The 16,824-nt window shown below is 74.6% G+C and carries 11 protein-coding genes; 8 read left to right on the plus strand and 3 right to left on the minus strand.

Annotated elements, in window-relative coordinates; translation table 11 throughout:
- Positions 1 to 6 precede the first annotated feature (6 nt).
- Genes treZ through treY form a run of 3 tightly spaced genes read left to right on the plus strand, consistent with a single transcriptional unit; the run spans position 7 to position 6,765 of the window.
- On the plus strand, positions 7 to 1,842 hold the full coding sequence (gene treZ / locus ACK8OX_RS12135; RefSeq protein ID WP_430664359.1) for a malto-oligosyltrehalose trehalohydrolase: 1,836 nt from the start codon (positions 7 to 9) through the stop codon (positions 1,840 to 1,842).
- The gene (malQ, locus tag ACK8OX_RS12140) at positions 1,839 to 3,995 is read left to right on the plus strand and encodes a 4-alpha-glucanotransferase (protein ID WP_430664361.1); all 2,157 of its coding nucleotides are present in this window, start codon (positions 1,839 to 1,841) and stop codon (positions 3,993 to 3,995) included. Before treZ ends, malQ begins: the two co-directional genes overlap by 4 nt.
- The gene (gene treY / locus ACK8OX_RS12145; protein WP_430664362.1) at positions 3,988 to 6,765 is read left to right on the plus strand and encodes a malto-oligosyltrehalose synthase; all 2,778 of its coding nucleotides are present in this window, start codon (positions 3,988 to 3,990) and stop codon (positions 6,763 to 6,765) included. Before malQ ends, treY begins: the two co-directional genes overlap by 8 nt.
- 22 nt (positions 6,766 to 6,787) lie before the next feature.
- Here treY and ACK8OX_RS12150 read toward each other — a convergent pair whose 3' ends face one another.
- Complete coding sequence (locus ACK8OX_RS12150) at positions 6,788 to 8,140, minus strand: hypothetical protein (protein WP_430664363.1); 1,353 nt, start codon at positions 8,138 to 8,140, stop codon at positions 6,788 to 6,790.
- Positions 8,141 to 8,273: 133 nt separating this feature from the next.
- On the opposite strand from ACK8OX_RS12150, the gene ACK8OX_RS12155 reads away from it, so the two are divergent.
- Positions 8,274 to 9,308 (plus strand): ABC transporter substrate-binding protein, encoded by a 1,035-nt coding sequence (locus tag ACK8OX_RS12155; protein ID WP_430664364.1) that lies wholly within the window; start codon positions 8,274 to 8,276, stop codon positions 9,306 to 9,308.
- 43 nt (positions 9,309 to 9,351) lie between these two features.
- Here ACK8OX_RS12155 and ACK8OX_RS12160 read toward each other — a convergent pair whose 3' ends face one another.
- Positions 9,352 to 10,353 carry a Bug family tripartite tricarboxylate transporter substrate binding protein gene (locus ACK8OX_RS12160; protein WP_430664365.1) on the minus strand — a complete coding sequence of 334 codons (1,002 nt, stop codon included), beginning with the start codon at positions 10,351 to 10,353 and terminating at the stop codon, positions 9,352 to 9,354.
- 131 nt (positions 10,354 to 10,484) lie between these two features.
- Entirely contained in the window at positions 10,485 to 11,894 is a 1,410-nt protein-coding gene (locus tag ACK8OX_RS12165; protein ID WP_430664366.1) for a hypothetical protein, read from the minus strand.
- Positions 11,895 to 12,005: 111 nt separating this feature from the next.
- On the opposite strand from ACK8OX_RS12165, the gene ACK8OX_RS12170 reads away from it, so the two are divergent.
- From ACK8OX_RS12170 to ACK8OX_RS12185, 4 genes are all read left to right on the plus strand, one after another.
- Positions 12,006 to 12,761 (plus strand): DUF3750 domain-containing protein, encoded by a 756-nt coding sequence (locus ACK8OX_RS12170; protein ID WP_430664367.1) that lies wholly within the window; start codon positions 12,006 to 12,008, stop codon positions 12,759 to 12,761.
- Between the two features lie 328 nt (positions 12,762 to 13,089).
- Positions 13,090 to 14,661, plus strand: coding sequence for a sensor histidine kinase (locus ACK8OX_RS12175; RefSeq protein WP_430664368.1), 1,572 nt, complete (start codon positions 13,090 to 13,092; stop codon positions 14,659 to 14,661).
- Positions 14,661 to 15,461 (plus strand): response regulator, encoded by an 801-nt coding sequence (locus ACK8OX_RS12180; RefSeq protein ID WP_430664369.1) that lies wholly within the window; start codon positions 14,661 to 14,663, stop codon positions 15,459 to 15,461. The genes ACK8OX_RS12175 and ACK8OX_RS12180 overlap by 1 nt, the downstream gene beginning before the upstream one ends.
- A 53-nt stretch (positions 15,462 to 15,514) precedes the next feature.
- Positions 15,515 to 16,824: sensor histidine kinase (locus ACK8OX_RS12185; protein WP_430664370.1), on the plus strand; the 1,310-nt coding region annotated here is incomplete at its 3' end.

Here is a 16,824-nt window from a genome sequence, read left to right on the forward strand (position 1 = left end):
CGCCGGATGCCGCATCCCGAACCCTCCGCCCTTCCCCTTGCCCGCATCCACCGCATGCCCTTCGGGGCGGAGCTGCGCGCCGATGGCGTGCGCTTCCGGCTCTGGGCGCCGTCGCACCCCAGCATCGGGCTGGAGCTGGACGGCGCCGAGGTGCCGCTGCCGATGCAGCGCGGGGCCGGGGGCTGGCACGAGCTGGTGGCGGGCGCCGCGCGCGCCGGCACGCGTTACCGCTTCGTGCTGCCGGACGGGCTGCGCGTGCCCGACCCCGCCTCGCGCCGGCAGCCCGACGACGTGCACGGGCCGAGCGAGGTGGTGGACCCGGCCGCCTTCGCCTGGACCGACGGAGCCTGGCGCGGCCGCGCGTGGGAGGAGGCGGTGCTGTACGAGCTGCATGTCGGCGCCTTCACCCCGGAAGGCAGCTTCCGCGCGGCGATCGGGCGGCTCGACCACCTCGTCGGCCTCGGCGTCACGGCGATCGAGATCATGCCCGTCGCCGAATTCCCGGGCGCGCGGAACTGGGGATATGACGGGGTGCTGCCCTTCGCGCCCGATGCAAGCTATGGGCGGCCCGAGGATCTGAAGGCGCTGGTCGATGCCGCGCATGCGCGCGGGCTGATGGTGCTGCTCGACGTCGTCTACAACCACTTCGGACCGGAGGGGAACTATCTCTGGGCCGTCGCGCGGGAGACCTTCACGGAGCGCCACCACACGCCCTGGGGCGCCGCGATCAACTTCGACGGGCCGGACAGCGCGCCGGTGCGCGACTTCTTCATCCACAACGCGCTCTACTGGATCGAGGAGTTCCACCTCGACGGCCTCCGGCTCGACGCCGTGCACGCGATCCTGGACGACGGGCCGCGCCACCTGCTCGACGAACTCGCCGCGCGGGTCCGCGCCGCGGCGCCGGGGCGGCACATCCACCTGGTGCTGGAGAACGAGGAGAACCAGGCATTGCGCCTGCTGCGCGACGAGGCCGGGCGGCCGCGCCAGCACACGGCGCAGTGGAACGACGACGTGCACCATGTGCTGCACGTCGCGGCCACCGGCGAGGGCAGCGGCTACTACGCCGCCTATCTGGGCGACAACGTGAAGCTCGGCCGCGCGCTGGCCGAGGGCTTCGCCTTCCAGGGCGAGCACATGGCCTATCGCGGCCATCCGCGCGGCGAGCCCAGCGCGGGGCTGCCGCCCACCGCCTTCGTCGCTTTCATCCAGAACCACGACCAGATCGGCAACCGCGCCTTCGGCGACAGGCTGCATGCCCTCGCCCCGCCCGAGGCGGTGCGCGCCGTCGCCGCCGCCTGCCTTCTGCTGCCGCAGGTGCCGATGCTGTTCATGGGCGAGGAATGGGGCGCGACCCAGCCCTTCCCCTTCTTCTGCGACTTCGGCCCCGACCTGGCCGATGCCGTGCGCCGCGGCCGGCGCGAGGAATTCGCGCGCTTCCCCGAATTCACCGACCCCGCGACGCGCGAACGCATCCCCGACCCGCTGGCGGAGACGACCTTCGAGGCCGCGAAGCTGCGGTGGGAGGATGCGCGCCGGCCGCCGCACGCCGAATGGCTGGACTGGTACCGCCGCATCCTGGCGCTGCGCCACGCCGAGATCGTCCCGCGGCTCGCCGCCATCCGCCGTGGCGGGCGCTTCGACATCCTGGGGGAGGGGGCCGTGGCGGTGCGCTGGGACATCGGCGGCGGGGTGCTGCATCTCGGCGCCAACCTGTCGGCCGCGGCGGTGGCCGGCTTCGACCTGCCGGGGCGCGAGTTGTGGCGGGAGGGAAGCCCCGGCGCGGATGGGCGCTTCGGTCCCTGGTCGCTGCGCTGGGCCATCGAGGAGGGGCGGGAGTGAGCGGGACGACGACGCCGGCGCTGGACGCCCTCGCGCTCCGCATGGGGATCGAGCCGGAATACCACGACGTGCGCGGCGAACTGATCCGCGCCACGGCGGAGACGAAGCGGTTGCTGCTGGCCGCCATGGGCGTGCCCGCCCCGGACGAGGCGGCGGCCGTGGCGGCGCTGGAGGCGATCCTGCGCGAGGAATGGCGCGAGCCGCTGGCCCCGGTCGCCGTGCTGCGGCGTGACGGCGGGCCGCCGCGCGTCGCGCTGCGCCTGCCCGCCGGCACGCAGGACGTGGCCTGGACCATCGCGCTGGAGGATGGCACGGCGCTGCGGGGCGAGGCGGCGTTCTGCCGGCTCGAACCCGTCGCGGCGGCGGAGATCGACGGCACGCGGGTCGAGCACCGGTTACTGGCGCTGCCGGACGACCTGCCCTTCGGCTACCACCGCCTGTCGGTCGGGCCGGGCGGGGCGGCCATGTCGCTGGTCGTCTCGCCGGGCCGCGCCTGGCTGCCGGAGGGCGGGGCGCGGCCCTGGGGCATCGCGTTGCAGCTCTATCTGCTGCGCTCCGCGCGGAACTGGGGCATCGGCGACTTCGGCGACCTGCGCGGGGTGGTGGAGGTCGCGGCGGCGCGCGGCGCGGCGGTGGTGGGGCTGAACCCGCTGCACGCGCTGTTCCCCGACAACCCGGAAGCCGCCAGCCCCTATTCGCCGGCCAGCCGGCTGCTGCTGAACGTGCTGAACATCGACGTCACCGCGGTGCCGGAGCTGCCGGAATGCGGGGCGGCGCTGGACCTGCTCGGCTCGGCTGAGTTCCGCCGGCGGCTGGACGCCGCGCGGGCGGCGCCGCTGGTGGACTACACCGCCGTCACGGCGCTGAAGATGGGGGCGCTGCGGCTGCTGTTCGACGCCTTCCGGCAGGGCGCGGAGCCCGCGCGCCGCGCCGCCTTCGACACCTTCCGCCAGGAACGCGGCGAGATGTTCGGGCGCAGCTGCCTGTTCCTCGCGCTGCGCGCCCGCTTCGCGGCGCAGGACCCGGCGCTGGCCTGGTGGGGCAACTGGCCGGAGGGCTTCCGCGACCCCGCCTCGGCCGAGCTGCGGCGCTTCGCGGAGGAGCACGCGGAGGAGGTGGAGTTCCAGGCCTGGCTGCAATGGGTGGCGGACGGCCAGCTTGGCGCCGCGGCCGCGGATGCGGCGGCGCGCGGCATGGCGGTCGGGCTCTACCGCGACCTCGCCGTCGGGGCGGACAGTGGCGGGGCGGAGACCTGGACGAACCAGAAGGCGGTGCTGTCCGGCGTGCAGGTCGGCGCGCCGCGTGACATCTTCAACCCGGCGGGCCAGGACTGGGGCCTGCCGCCCTTCCACCCCCGCGCGCTGCGCGCCGAGGGCTATCGCAGCTTCATCGAGCTGGTCCGCGCCAACATGCGCCATGCCGGCGGGCTGCGCATCGACCACGTCATGGGCCTCATGCACCTGTTCTGCATCCCCGCCGGCCGCAGGCCGGCCGAGGGCGCCTACATCGCCTATCCGTTCGACGACCTGATCGGCATCCTGACGCTGGAGAGCCAGCGCAACCGCTGCCTCGTCGTCGGCGAGGACCTGGGCACCGTGCCGGCGGGGTTCCGCGAGAGGATGGCGGCGGCGAACATCCTGTCCTACCGCATCCTGTCCTTCGAGCAGGACGGGGAAGGGCGGTTCCACCCGCCCAGGGCCTATCCGCCCGTCGCGCTGGCCGTCGCCGGCAGCCACGACCTGCCGACGCTGCGCGGCTGGTGGGAAGGGCACGACATCGTCCTCAAGCGCCGCTACGGCCTGCTGACCGAGGAGGAGGAGGCCTGGCAGAGGCAGGCGCGCGCGGCCGAGCGCGAGAGGCTGCTGGAGGCGCTGCGCGAGGCGGGCGTGCCGGGCGGAGGGGAGCCCGGCATGGCGGCGCTGTCCCGCGCCGTGCACGGCTTCCTCGGCCGCAGCGCGTCGCTGCTGGCGGTCGCGCAGCTCGACGACATGCTGGACGAGCCGGAGCAGGTGAACGTCCCCGCCACCGACCGCGAGCATCCGAACTGGCGCCGCAAGCTGTCCGTCGCGCTGGAGGACATCGCCGGCCATCCGGGATTCGAGGCAGCGGCCGCGGCGCTGCGGGATGCGCGCGGGGAGGCCGGGCATGGCTGAGGTGCCGGTCCCGCGTGCGACCTACCGGCTGCAGTTCCACGCCGGCTTCCGCTTCGCGGATGCGGCGGCGCTCGCGCCCTATCTCGCGCGGCTCGGCGTCAGCCATGTCTACGCCTCGCCCTGGCTGAAGGCGCGGCCGGGCAGCACGCATGGCTACGACATCGTGGACCATGCCGCGCTGAACCCCGAACTCGGCGACGAGGCGGATTTCCGGGCGATGGTGGCGGCCTTCCGCGCGCAGGGGCTGGGCCAGATCCTCGACTTCGTGCCGAACCACATGGGCGTGGGCGGCGCCGACAACCCGTGGTGGCTCGACGTGCTGGAATGGGGCTCGGCGTCGGACTACGCGGGCTGGTTCGACATCGACTGGGACCCCGATCGCCGCTACCTGACGGGCAAGCTGCTGGTGCCCTTCCTCGGCGACCAGTACGGCACGGTGCTGGAGGGCGGCCAGCTGGAACTGCGCTTCTCGGCCGAGGATGGCGGCTTCGCCGTCTGGGCCTATGGCACGCACCGCCTGCCGATCTGCCCTCTGCACTACGGCCGCGTGCTGGGCGACGCGCATCCGGCGCTGGAGCGCCTTGGCGACGCCTTCGCCGGCCTGCCCGACTGGCGCCCCCATGTGGCGGAACGCGCGTGGGAGCTGAAGGCGCGGCTTGCGGCGCTGGCGCGCGAGGATGCGGGGGCGCGAGACGCGATCGAGGCGGCGCTGGCGCGGCTGAACGGCACGCCGGGCGATGCCGGAAGCTGGCGCGCGCTGGATGCGCTGATCCAGGACCAGCACTGGCGGGCCGCGCATTTCCGCGTGGCGGCGGACGACATCAACTACCGCCGCTTCTTCAACATCAACGAGCTTGCCGGCGTGCGGATGGAGCTGCCGGAGCTGTTCGACCATGCCCACTCCCTCGTCTTCGCGCTGCTGCGCGACGGCACGCTGGACGGGCTGCGCATCGACCATGTGGATGGGCTGCTCGACCCCAAGGGCTACCTGGCGCGGCTGCGGGACCGCGCGCCGCGGCCCTTCTACCTGGTGGTGGAGAAGATCCTGGCGCGCCACGAGACGCTGCGCGAGGACTGGCCGGTGGAGGGCACGACCGGCTACGAGGTGGCGAACCTGCTGCTCGGCCTGCTGGTCGACCCGGCCGGGGAGCCGGCGCTGACCGCGGCCTATGCCGACTTCGCCGGCGAGGCGCCGCCCTTCGCCGAGGTGGTGCGCGCCTGCAAGCTGCGCATCATGGCGAACGAGATGGCGAGCGAGCTGAACGTGCTGGCGCGCGACGCCGGGCGCATCGCGCGGCAGAACCCGCGCACCGCCGACTTCACGCGCAACATCCTGGGCCGCGCCCTGCGCGAGATCGTCGCGGCCTTCCCGGTCTACCGCACCTATGTCGACGCCGAGGCCGCGCCGACGGATGCCGACCGCCGCGACCTGGACTGGGCCGTGGCGCTCGCGCGGCGCTGCGAGCCCGACCTGGACCCGAGCGTGTTCGACTTCCTCCACCGCCTGCTCTCGACCGCGCTGGTGGCGCAGCCGCGCAGCGGCTTCAGCCGCCACGCCGTCACGCGCTTCGCCATGCGCGTGCAGCAATACAGCGGCCCGGTGATGGCCAAGGGGCTCGAGGACACCGCCTTCTACCGCTACAACCGCATGGTCGCACTGAACGAGGTGGGCGGCCATCCCGACCATCCCGGCCTGCCGCTCGCGGCCTTCCACAAGGCGAACCTGGCGCGGGCACGGCGCTGGCCGGCGGCGATGCTCACCACCTCCACCCACGACACCAAGCGCGGCGAGGACACGCGCGCGCGGCTGGCCGTACTGGCGGAGATGCCGGAGGAATGGACACGCCAGGTCCGCACCTGGAGCCGCATCCTGCGCGCCCGCCGCGGCGACGTGGAGGGCACGGCCCCGCCCGACCGCAACGACGAGTACCTGCTGCACCAGCTCGTCCTCGGCGCCTGGCCGCCGGAGCTGACGGAGGCGCCGATCGAACCCGCGGCGCTGGAGGACTTCGCAGGGCGCGTGGAGGGCGCGATGCGGAAATCCGTGCGCGAGGCGAAGCTGCGGTCGAGCTGGGCGGCGCCGAATGCGGCCTATGAGGATGCGATGGCGGGCTTCCTGCGCGACATGCTGGGCCCGGCCGCCCCGCCCGCCTTCCTCGACGCCTTCCTGCCCTTCCAGGCGCGCGTCGCGCGGCTGGGCGTGGAGAACAGCCTGGTGCAGGTGGCGCTGAAGCTCACCCTGCCGGGGATGCCCGACATCTACCAGGGGGCGGAGCTGTGGGATTTCAGCCTGGTGGACCCGGACAACCGCCGCCCGGTGGATTTCGCCGCGCGCGCCAGGATGCTGGCCGAGGTGGAGGAGGCGCTGGCGCGGGACCGTGCCGCGGCGATGCGCGGAATGCGGGACCACTGGCAGGACGGGCGGATCAAGCTGGCCGTCACCGCGACGCTGCTCGGCCACCGCCGCGCCCGGCCCGCCCTGTTCGCCGAGGGCGACTACGCGCCGGTCGCGGCGGGGGGCGAGGAGGCGGACCGCATCTGCGCCTTCCTCCGCAGCCAGGGCGGGGATGCGATGCTGGTGGTGGCGCGGCGCTTCCCGGCCCGCGGGCCGCTGGCCGGCCCGGCGCCGCTGGCCCTGCCCGAGGCCGCGCCCCCCGCGCCGCGCTGGCGGGACCTGCTGACGGGGCGCGTCGCGGAACGCGGCGAGGCCGGGCCCGACGCCGCCGCCCTGCTGTCCGACCTGCCGGTCGCCGTGCTGGTCCCGGCCTGACCGGCGGGGCCGTCCGGCCGCATCAGCGGCGGGGCGCATCCCCGGCCAGCCGCACGAAGCTGCCGAGCAGGCCGAGCATGTCCGCCGCCGCGGCGGGCAGGCGTTCCCGCGGCAGGGTCACGCCGTCGAGGAAGCGCCCCTCGGCGGTGTAGAGGGCGAGTTCCAGGCTCTCCCCGACCACCGCCGGGCGGCACACCACCTCGGCCCCGCCGGCCTCGCGCCGGGCGGCCTCGATGAAGTCCCGGATCTCGTCGAGCCCTTCCACCCCCGCCGCGGCCTCGTCCAGGAAGCCCGCGATTGCGGCGGCGACGTCGCAAGGTGGCACCAGGTCGAGCGGGACGCAGCCGCCATGCTCGGCGGCCACGCGGCCGCGCCAGCGGTCGAAGGCCCGGGCGCGGCCGAGCGTCTCGGGCGTGTCCTCCTCATCCTCCCCGGGCTCCTCCGGCAGCCCGCCCTCGGCGGCGATCACGTCCCAGACCGGGATGTCCCAGTCGAGCCGGAGGCCGACCAGCACCCCGAAGCCGCGGCGCGCCAGCTCGTCCGTGTCGCCCGGCGGCAGGTCGCGCGGGTCCCGGCCCGCCACCAGGTCCAGCAGGACGCGGCGGAGCGCCAGCGGCGACAGCTCCGCGATGGCGTCCGGCGCACGCCATCCGGGCAGGAAGCGCAACTCCTCCGTCGCGTCGGTCGCGCCGGAGGCGAGCAGCCCCCCGGCCAGCGCGACGGCGTCCGGCACCGCGCCGGGCGGGAGCGCAACCGGCAGCGCCACCACCTCCGCCCAGCCCGAGGGGCCGATCGCCGCGCCGCCCGCGACCTCCAGCAGGTCCGCCTGAAGGTCGGCCGCATTCTCGTCGCTCTGCCGCGCGCGGACCTTGCGGACCGCAAGGTCCAGCACGTCGCCCCGGCCGGCCTCGATCAGCGCGGCGGCGAGGGCGCCGAACTCCTCGCCCTCCGGGTCCTCCCGCGTGGCGAGAAGCTCGTCCGCGACGGGGCCGGGCGCGGCGGGGAAGCGCGGCGGCGGGACGGGCGGCGGCGGGGGCAGGCGCAGCGCGCGGAAGGCGTCGGCGCCGCGCAGCAGCCGGTCGCGATCCACCCAGGCATGGTGCGCGGGCGGGCTGTCCCCCCGCCCGGCGAGCCAGCGCCGGAAGGCGCCCCGGTCCGCGCGCTGGACGATGACCTCCACCCCTTCCCCGGCCAGCGTCGCGGCGACCGCGCGGGCGACGGCATTGGCTGTCGCCACATCCGTCTCGCCGGGGCGCAGCGTGTCCAGCGCATCGGCATCCGGGTAGACCGTGAGGAGGATGGCATCGAGGTCGGGCGCGACCTCCCGCGCCAGATCGGCCGCAACCTCCACCGGGTCGTCATCCGCGCGCTGCATGCCTGGTCCTCCGATGGCCGCTTATGCGGCTGCTTGGCCGGGGGCTCAACGCCGATGCGGCGCTTGCCGCGCCCGGGCATTTGGGACATGAGCGTCGGCCTCGACCCATCGCGCCCCTTCGGGAGGACACCGCATGATCCGCGCATTCACCACGACGCGCCGGGGGGCGCTGGCCGCCGGCGCCGCGCTGCTGGCGCGCCCCGCCCTGGCCCAGGCGCCGGCGCCGCGGGTCAGGATGGTGCTCGACTGGGCCTTCCAGTCGCCCAACGCCTTCGCGCTGGTCGCGCGGGAGAAGGGGTATTTCCGCGATGCCGGCGTGGATGCCGTGGTGGATCGCGGGCAGGGCAGCGGCGCGGTGCCGGTGGCGCTGGCGGGCGGCACCTACGACCTCGGCTATGCCGACCTGAACCCGGCCATCCGCTTCATGGCGGAGAACCCGGACCGCGGCCTGCTGGCGGTGGCCGTGCTGCACGACCGCAGCCCGCTCTGCGCCATCGCGCGCGCGGACGGGCCGGTGCGGGCGCCGAAGGACCTGGAAGGGCGGCGCGTCGCGGCACCCGAATTCGACGGCGGACGGCAGCTCTTCCCCGCCTTCGCGCGGGCGGCCGGGCTGGATGCGGGGCGCGTCAACTGGGTGTCGGTCAACCCGGCGCTGCGGGAGCCGATGCTGGTCCGGCGGGAGGCGGATGCGGTGACCGGCTTCGTCACCACCTCCGCCATCGCGCTGGACGGCATCGGCCTGCCCGTCGCGCAGCAGCGGATCATGATGTACTACGAGCACGGGCTGAACCTGTACGGCGGCGCGCTGCTGACCACCCGCGCCTTCGCCGAGCGCAACCCGCAGGCGGTCCGCGGCGCCGTCGCCGCGCTGATGCGCGCCTTCCGCGAACAGGTGCGCGACGGGGGCGAGGCGATGCAGATCCTGCGCCGCGTGGAGCCGCTGACGGATGTGGCGCTGGAGACGCGGCGGCACGAGATGAACATGCAGCGCGTGGTGGTCACCGACCATGTGCGCGCCAACGGCCTGTCGTCGGTGGACATGGCGCGGCTGCAGGACGGCATCCGCGCGGTGGAATCCAGCTTCGGCCTGCCGGAGAGGCTGCGTGCCGACCAGGTCTACACGCCCGACTTCCTGCCGCCGCGGGCCGAGCTGTCGATCGGGGGGTGATCAAGGCGCAGCGGCGGCGCATCGCGCCGCCGCTGCGGTGCGGTCAGTCCACCGTGATCCCGCGGGCGCGGATCAGCTCGGCCCATTTCGCGCTCTCGGCACGGAAATAGGCCGGCCACTGCTCCGGCGTGCCGGGGGTGGGGAAGATGGAATTGGCGCGCAGCCGGTCCAGCACCTCCGGGTTGCGCATGGCGGCATCCTTCGCGGCGGCGAGCCGCGCGACGATCGGCGCGGGCGTGCCGGCGGGGGCGAGGAGGGCGAAGTTGCTCGTCGCCTCGAAGCCGGGGAAGCCGCTCTCGGCGATGGTCGGCACCTCGGGCGCCAGCGGGTTGCGCTCGAGCGTGCTGACGCCGACGGCGCGGATCTGGCCCGCCTGCATCAGCGGCAGGGCGGTCACGCCGTCCACCATGGCGACCTGCACCTCGTTGGTGATCAGCGCCTGCACGGCGGGCGCGCCGCCGCGATAGGTCACGTTCTCGACCTGGATGCCCGCGCTGCGCAGGAACAGCTCCGTCGCGAGATGCGCCGAGGAGCCGGCGCCGGAGGAGGCATAGGACATCCGGCCGGGCGCGGCCTTCGCCGCCGCGACCAGGCCCTGGATGTCGTTCACGCCGATGCGCGGGTTCACGCAGAGGAAGATCGGCGAGACGGCGATCCGCCCGATGCCCACGAAGGCGGTGTCGTCGTCGTAGCCGCGGTTGGGGAACAGGTGGCGCGACATCGCGTAGGTGGAATTGACGCCGAGCAGCAGCGTGTAGCCGTCCGGCCGCGCGCGGGCGACGGAGGCATGGCCGATCGTGCCCGAGGCGCCGGGACGGTTGTCCACCACGACATTGCCGCCCAGCTCGCGCGAGAGGGCCTGGGCCAGAACGCGGGCGACGAAATCGGTGGAGCCGCCGGGCGCCCAGGCGACCACGATGGTGACCGGGCGGGTGCCGGGATAGGGCTCGGCGGCCGGGGCCTGCGCGGCCGCGTGGCGCCCCGCGGCGCCGGCGGCGGCAAGGCCGAGCGCACCGGCAGCGAAGCTGCGACGGGTGACGGACATGTCCTGGGTTCCTCCTTGGTTGCTTGCGACGCGCCGCTTCCCTGCAAGGGCGGGCTGGGTGTGGATGTACTGGTTAGTCCATTAAGGGGTCAAGCGCGATTGTTGCCGGAGCGCGGCGTCCGACCCCACCCTCATCCCATGCGGCGCAGCACCAGCGCGGCCCGGCCCGCCGGCGGGGCGAAGCGGTGCACCGTGCCGCCCGCGATCCGCTCCGTGCCCAGCCGCACGCCGCGCTCCGCGTCGATCCACCAGCCCTGCATCTGGTGCCCGGCGGCGGCCCGCAGGTCCAGCGTGAAGGCGCCCTCGGCGTAGCAGATGCAGCTCTCCCCTTCCTCCGCCATGGCGTAGCCGGAGGAACAGAGGTCGCGCCGCGGCGCCATCCGCCCGATCTCCACGAGGTCAGCGGCCAGGCGCGTGCCGGTGACGCCACGCCGGCCGCTCGCCTCGGTCGCGGCAAGGTCCGGCGGCGCGTCGAACAGCCGTCCGGCGATGCCGGTGCCGGTCAGGCTGTCCATGTAGAGCAGGTTGTGGCCGCGGCAGAACGCCTTCCACGCCCAGGCCGCGTCGCCGCCGATGCCGAACAGGTGGTCGGTGTCGAGCAGGGACACCTTGCGGCCATCGGCCTCGGGCGGGTCGTCCTTGTGGGTGTCGAAGCCGGCGAGGCTGATCCAGTCCGCGGCGCTGGCATGGAGCTGGGCCTCGATGGTGGCCTGGTCGGGCCTGATCCCGGCGGTCATGCCGACCGGATGGCGCCGGGGCCCGCGTGCCTGGTGGGCGTTCAGCGACGCGATCATATGGCGCTGCCAGGCCTCGGTCGCGGCGTCGCCGATCGGCTCGTTGCTGATCTCGTAAAGCAGGTTGTCGCAGTCGCCCAGCGTGTCCACCACCTTGCGGAGATACGCTTCCTGCAGGGCCGTGACTGCCGGGTCCGCCAGCGTCTGGATGCCGAGGCCCGTGCCGCTGCGGCCGGGGTCGCCGTCGATCCCGTTGACGTTGGCGGCGGCGTTGAAGGGGTGGAAGGGCCAGGGGTTCTTCGCGGGATCGCCGGTGTAGTTGTGGATGCTCCAGGTGTTCCACAGCATGACGGAGACGTAGATGCCGCGTGCCGCCGCCGCGCGGACGCGGGCGCGCAGCCGGTCGAAATAGGCCTGGTCGGGAGCGTGCAGGTCGAAGCGCGGCCGGCCCAGCGCGTCCGTGCCCGGGCCGGTGCGGCGGTAGGGCAGGGGATCGACGAAGCCGAAGGCGTCGCCGCCGCCCCGCGCGGCTTCCCAGGCCCAGAGCCGGATGATGTTGTGGCCGCCCGCCGCCAGCAGGTCGAGATAGGCGGCGTTGTCGAAGGGCCTGGGCGGATCGGCGTCGTTGACGTCCTGCAGGTTGGTCCAGCTGTGGGACCCCGCCAAGTGGACCGCCCGCCCGTCCGGCCGCGCGAAGTGGCGCCCGCCCGGCGCGGCGGTGAGCGGCCCCATCGCCCCCGCCGCCAGGGCCGGCGGGGCCGCGGCGAGGAGGAGGGCGGGTGCGGCGAGGAGGGTGCGGCGCCTCATGCGCGGAGTGTCCCGCCCCGGCGGCGCCTGTCACCACACGAAGCCGCAAGCGGGCGCCGGGCGCGGCCGGGGTTGCAGGGGCGGCGCGGCGTCCAAACATCCCGCCCTTCCATGATGATCCCCAAACTCGTGCTGTCGCTCTTCGCGCTGCTCTACCTCCTGCCGCTCGGCATCGCCGCGATCCTGCACCAGTCCACCGGCATCGGCGCGGAGTGGTGGAGCGCGGACCGCTCCAGCGCCGGCCACCTGCCGCCCGCCGCCCGGCACGCGCCCGCGGTGGTGCGCGTCTTCGCCGCGCCGACGGTGCGCTGGCGCGGCATCTTCGCCGTCCACAGCTGGGTCGTGCTGAAGCCCGAGGGGGCGGCGGCCTATACCCGCTACGACTACACCGCCTGGGGCGAGCCGATCCGCGTCAACGGGTTCGAGGCCGATGGCCGCTGGTTCGGCCGCAGCCCGGAAGTGATCTTCGCTGCCGACGGGGACGCCGCCGCGGCGATGATCCCGCGCATGCAGGCCGCGATCGACGCCTATGCCTGGCGCCACCGCGGCGACTACCGCGCCTGGCCCGGCCCGAATTCCAACACCTTCGTCGCGGCGGTGCTGGATGCGGTGCCGGATGCCGGGGCGACGTTGCCGCCCACCGCCATCGGCAAGGACTATCCCTATGACGGGCGGTGGGTGCGGCGCACTGCCTCGGGCACCGGGATCCGGCTGTCACTCGGCGGCTATGCCGGGCTGACGCTCGGCTGGGTGGAGGGGGTGGAGGTCAACATCCTCGGTGGTGTCGCGGGCTTCGACATCCGCCGCCCCGCGCTGAAGCTGCCAGGCCTCGGGCGGCTCGGGCTGCGGGGCGCCGAATCCGCCTGACCGGGAAGGGCGCCGCATCCGGCGGTGCCGACAGTGACGGGCATGCAATGCGGCCGCATCCCTGGCGCCAGGATTCCCAATTCCTGGTTGATGACAGTCAGTCCAGCAATAACCGTTCCGCTTTATTGCTACTTCCGGTGATCGCCACGCCTTTTCTTGGTTGTATTTCGCCACGTTCTTGTGAGAATGGGCGCGCGCAGATGTGAGGAACCGCGTCGGTGTCGATCCATTGCAGTTGGCGCCAGAGCCGCATTGCTGCATTGCCGTCGCACGCCGCCCGCCTTCCGATCCCCTGCTGCCTCGCCTCGCCTCCGATGGGAGAATGCGCGTGAGTGCGGATCGCAGCCTCGCAGCCCTGGCCGCCCTTGCCCTGCTCCTCGTCACGGCGGGGGTGGCGGGCGGCCTGCCGATGCTGAACGGCCTCCTGCTCGGCCTTGCGGCGGCCTTCGCGCTCGGTGCCGGCTGGCGCGCCATCACGCGCGCGGCACGGCCGGGCGATGCGCGGCGCGGCGCCGATCCCTTCCAGCGCCTCGCATCCGAGGTCGCGAGCGTCGTCGTCCAGACGCCCGACGGCGTCATCCGCCACTGGTCGCCGGGGGCCGAACGCCTGTTCGGCTTCACCAGCGCCGAGGCCGTCGGCCAGCGGATGCAGGAACTGCTGCGCACGCGCTTCGCCCATGGCGGCCGCCGCGCCGCGCTGGCGGAGCTGACGCGCGGCGGCGAATGGCAGGGCGAGCTGCGCCACCGCCGCCGCGACGGCCGCGTGGTCACCGTCGCCACCACCTGGCTGCTGCGCCCCTCGCCGGAGGGCGGGGAGCCGCTGGTGGTCGAGGCCTGCACCGAGGCCGCGGGGCTGAGCGAGGCGCAGGAGGCGCTGCAGGCCTATGAGGGCCGGCTGCGGCTTGCGCAGGAAGTCGCGGGCGTCGGCACCTGGGAATGGGACACGGCGGGCGAGGTCCAGGACTGGTCGCGCGAGCAGCACGCGCTGTTCGGCACCGACGCCGACGCCGTCCGCGCGCCGACGGTCGAGAACCTGCTCGCCCTGGTGCACCCGGATGACCGGCCCGCCCTGCGCGCCGCCATCGCCCGCGGGCTCGACACCGGGGAATACGAGGCGGAGTTCCGCATCGGCCGCCGCGGCCGCGACGGCCAGGACGAGACGCGCTGGCTGATCGGGCGCGGCCGGCGCATGCCGGGCCGGGCGGGCCGCCCGGGCCCGATGCTCGGCGTGCATGTGGACATCACCGTCCGCAAGGAGGCGGAGCAGCGCCAGGCCCTGCTGATCCGGGAAGTGGACCACCGCGCGAAGAACGCGCTGGCGGTGGTGCAGGCGGTGCTGCGCCTGACGCGGGCGCCCGACCAGGCGGCCTATGTCCGCGCCGTGGAAGGCCGCGTGGCCACCCTGGCGCGGGCGCAGACACTGCTGACGCAGAGCGGCTGGTCGGGGGCCGACCTGCGCGGGCTGCTGGAAGGCGAACTCGCGCCCTTCCTCACCACCGGCTCGCTCGGCCCGACGGTCGACCTCAACGGTCCGCCCGCGATGCTCGCGCCGCTCGTCGCGCAGCCGCTGGCCATGGCGATGCACGAACTCGCCACCAACGCGGTGAAGCACGGCGCGCTCGGCGTGCCCGGCGGGCGCGTGGCGGTGGACTGGCGGTTGGACACCGAGGGCGGCAGGCGCCTGCTGCGGCTGTCCTGGGCCGAAAGCGGCGGCCCCGCCCTCGGCGCCCCGCCGGAGCGCGTCGGCTTCGGTTCTCGCGTTCTGAAGGCGACCATCGGCGAACAGCTCGGCGGGCGCATCGCGCAGGACTGGCAGCCGGGCGGCATCGTCTGCCGCATCGAGATCCCGCTGCCCGAGGCCGGCGGCCCCGAACGCCCTTCCGCGGAGGGAATGGCCTGATGCCCCTGATCCTGATCGTGGACGACCGCGCCACCAACCGCAGCATCTACGCGCGCCTCGCCGCGCTGATCGGGGACGGCGTCGTGGTCGAGACCTTCGAGGACCCGGTCGACGCGCTGGAATGGCTGGCCACCGCGCCGGTCGACCTCGTCATCACCGACTACCGGATGCCGTCCATGGACGGGGCGGAGTTCACCCGGCGCCTGCGCGCCGGCGCCGCGGGCGACGCGGTGGCCGATGTGCCGGTCATCGTCGTCACCGCCTATGACGACCGGTCCTTCCGGCTGCGCGCGATGGAAGCCGGCGCGACCGACTTCCTGCAGAGCCCGGTGGATCATGTCGAATTCGTCGCCCGCGCCCGCAACCTGCTGGCCCTGCCGCGCCGCGCCGCCACCGCCCGGCCGCCGCAGGATGTGCCGGCACCGCAGGCGGCGGCCGCGGTGCCGGCGCTGGACGACCTGCCCGCGCTGATCACGGCGGCCGACCGCGCGGGCTGCTGCCTGTTCGTCAACACCCGCCAGGCGCGCCGTGTCGGCGCCGCGCCGGAGGAGCTGGTGGGCCAGGACATCGCGCGCGTCGTCGGCCAGGCGCGAGCGGCGGCGAGCCGCGCCTCGGACCAGGAGGTCTTCGCCACGGGCCGCGAACTGCCCGCCTTCGTCGAGGAGGCGCCCGGCGAGGCGCCGCTGCTGACGGTGAAGGCGCCGCTGCGCGACCGGGCCGGGCGGGTGGTGGGCGTGGTCAGCACCTCCTTCGAGCTGGCGCCGGGGCTGACGCCGTTCGCGACGGGCCAGGCGGCGTGACGCCGGGGCGCCTGCTGCGGCGCCTCCGGGGGCGGCCCGACAGCGAACACGAGATGAGCCTGAACCGGCTGGCCTTCGCGCTGCTGGTCGGCGGCGCGCTGGCGCTGGCGCCACCCGAGAACCCGGCCGCGGCCGCGGTGGTGCTGGCGCTGTGGTGCACCGTCGCGCTCTGCATCTTCCTCCACATCGTGGCGCGGCCGGGGCCGAGCCTGCCGCGGCGCGCGCTGGCGCTGCTGGCCGACACCGGCTTCCTCTCCCTCCACCTGCACCTGGGCGGGGAAGCGCATGCGCTGTTCTTCCCGATCTACCTGTGGGTGGTCTTCGGCAACGGCTTCCGCTTCGGCCTGCCCTGGCTGCGCCTCGGGATGGTCCTGTCGCTGGCGGGCTTCGGCGCGGTGGTGCTCAGCACGCCCTACTGGCTCGAACAGCCGCATCTCTCCCTTGGCCTGCTGGCGGGGCTGGTGGTGCTGCCCGCCTATGCCGGCGTGCTAATCGGCAAGCTGTCGGACGCGCGGGCGGCGGCGGAAGCGGCGAGCCAGGCGAAAAGCCTGTTCCTGGCCGGCGTCAGCCACGAACTGCGTACCCCGCTGAACGCCATCATCGGCATGGGCGCGCTGCTGCGCGGCACGCGGCTGGACGCCGAGCAGCGCGACATGGCGCGCACCGTGGACAGCGCGGCGCGCGCGCTGCTCGACCTCATCAACGACATCCTCGACCTGTCCCGCATCGAGGCGGGGCGGATGCCGGTGGCGCCCGAGGCCTGCGACCTGGCGGAGCTGCTGGAGGAGGTGCGGGGCATGGTGGACGTGCAGGCCCGCGCGCGCGGGCTGCGCTTCGGCCTGCATGTCGCGGCCGGCACGCCCGCGCGCTTCCGCACCGACCGGCGCCACCTGCGCGAGATCCTGGTGAACCTGGCCGGCAACGCGGTGAAGTTCACCGAATCCGGCGGCATCTCGCTCGGCGTCGCCGCCATCGGCGGCGGCGCCGGCCGGGTGCGGCTGCGCTTCGAGGTCTCCGACACCGGCATCGGCATCCGGCCGGAGGCGCAGGCCCGCATCTTCGACAGCTTCACCCAGGCTGGGCCGGAGATCGCGGGCCGCTACGGGGGCACCGGCCTCGGCCTCGCGATCTGCCGGCGGCTCGCCCTGCTGCTCGGCGGCGAACTCGGGGTGGACAGCCACCCGGGGGCAGGCAGCACCTTCCATCTCGAGCTGGAGGTGGAACCGCTGCCCGCCAGCCCGGCCCTCCCCGGCCTCGACGGCGCGACGGTGGTGCTGCTGGCGGGCGATGCGGCGGCCGCGGCCTGGACGGCGGCGCTGGCCCGGACGGGTGCGCGGCCGCGCCGCGCCGCCAGCCTCGCCGT

The sequence above is a fragment of the Falsiroseomonas sp. CW058 genome, from assembly GCF_050563535.1.
Lineage (GTDB): Bacteria > Pseudomonadota > Alphaproteobacteria > Acetobacterales > Acetobacteraceae > Falsiroseomonas.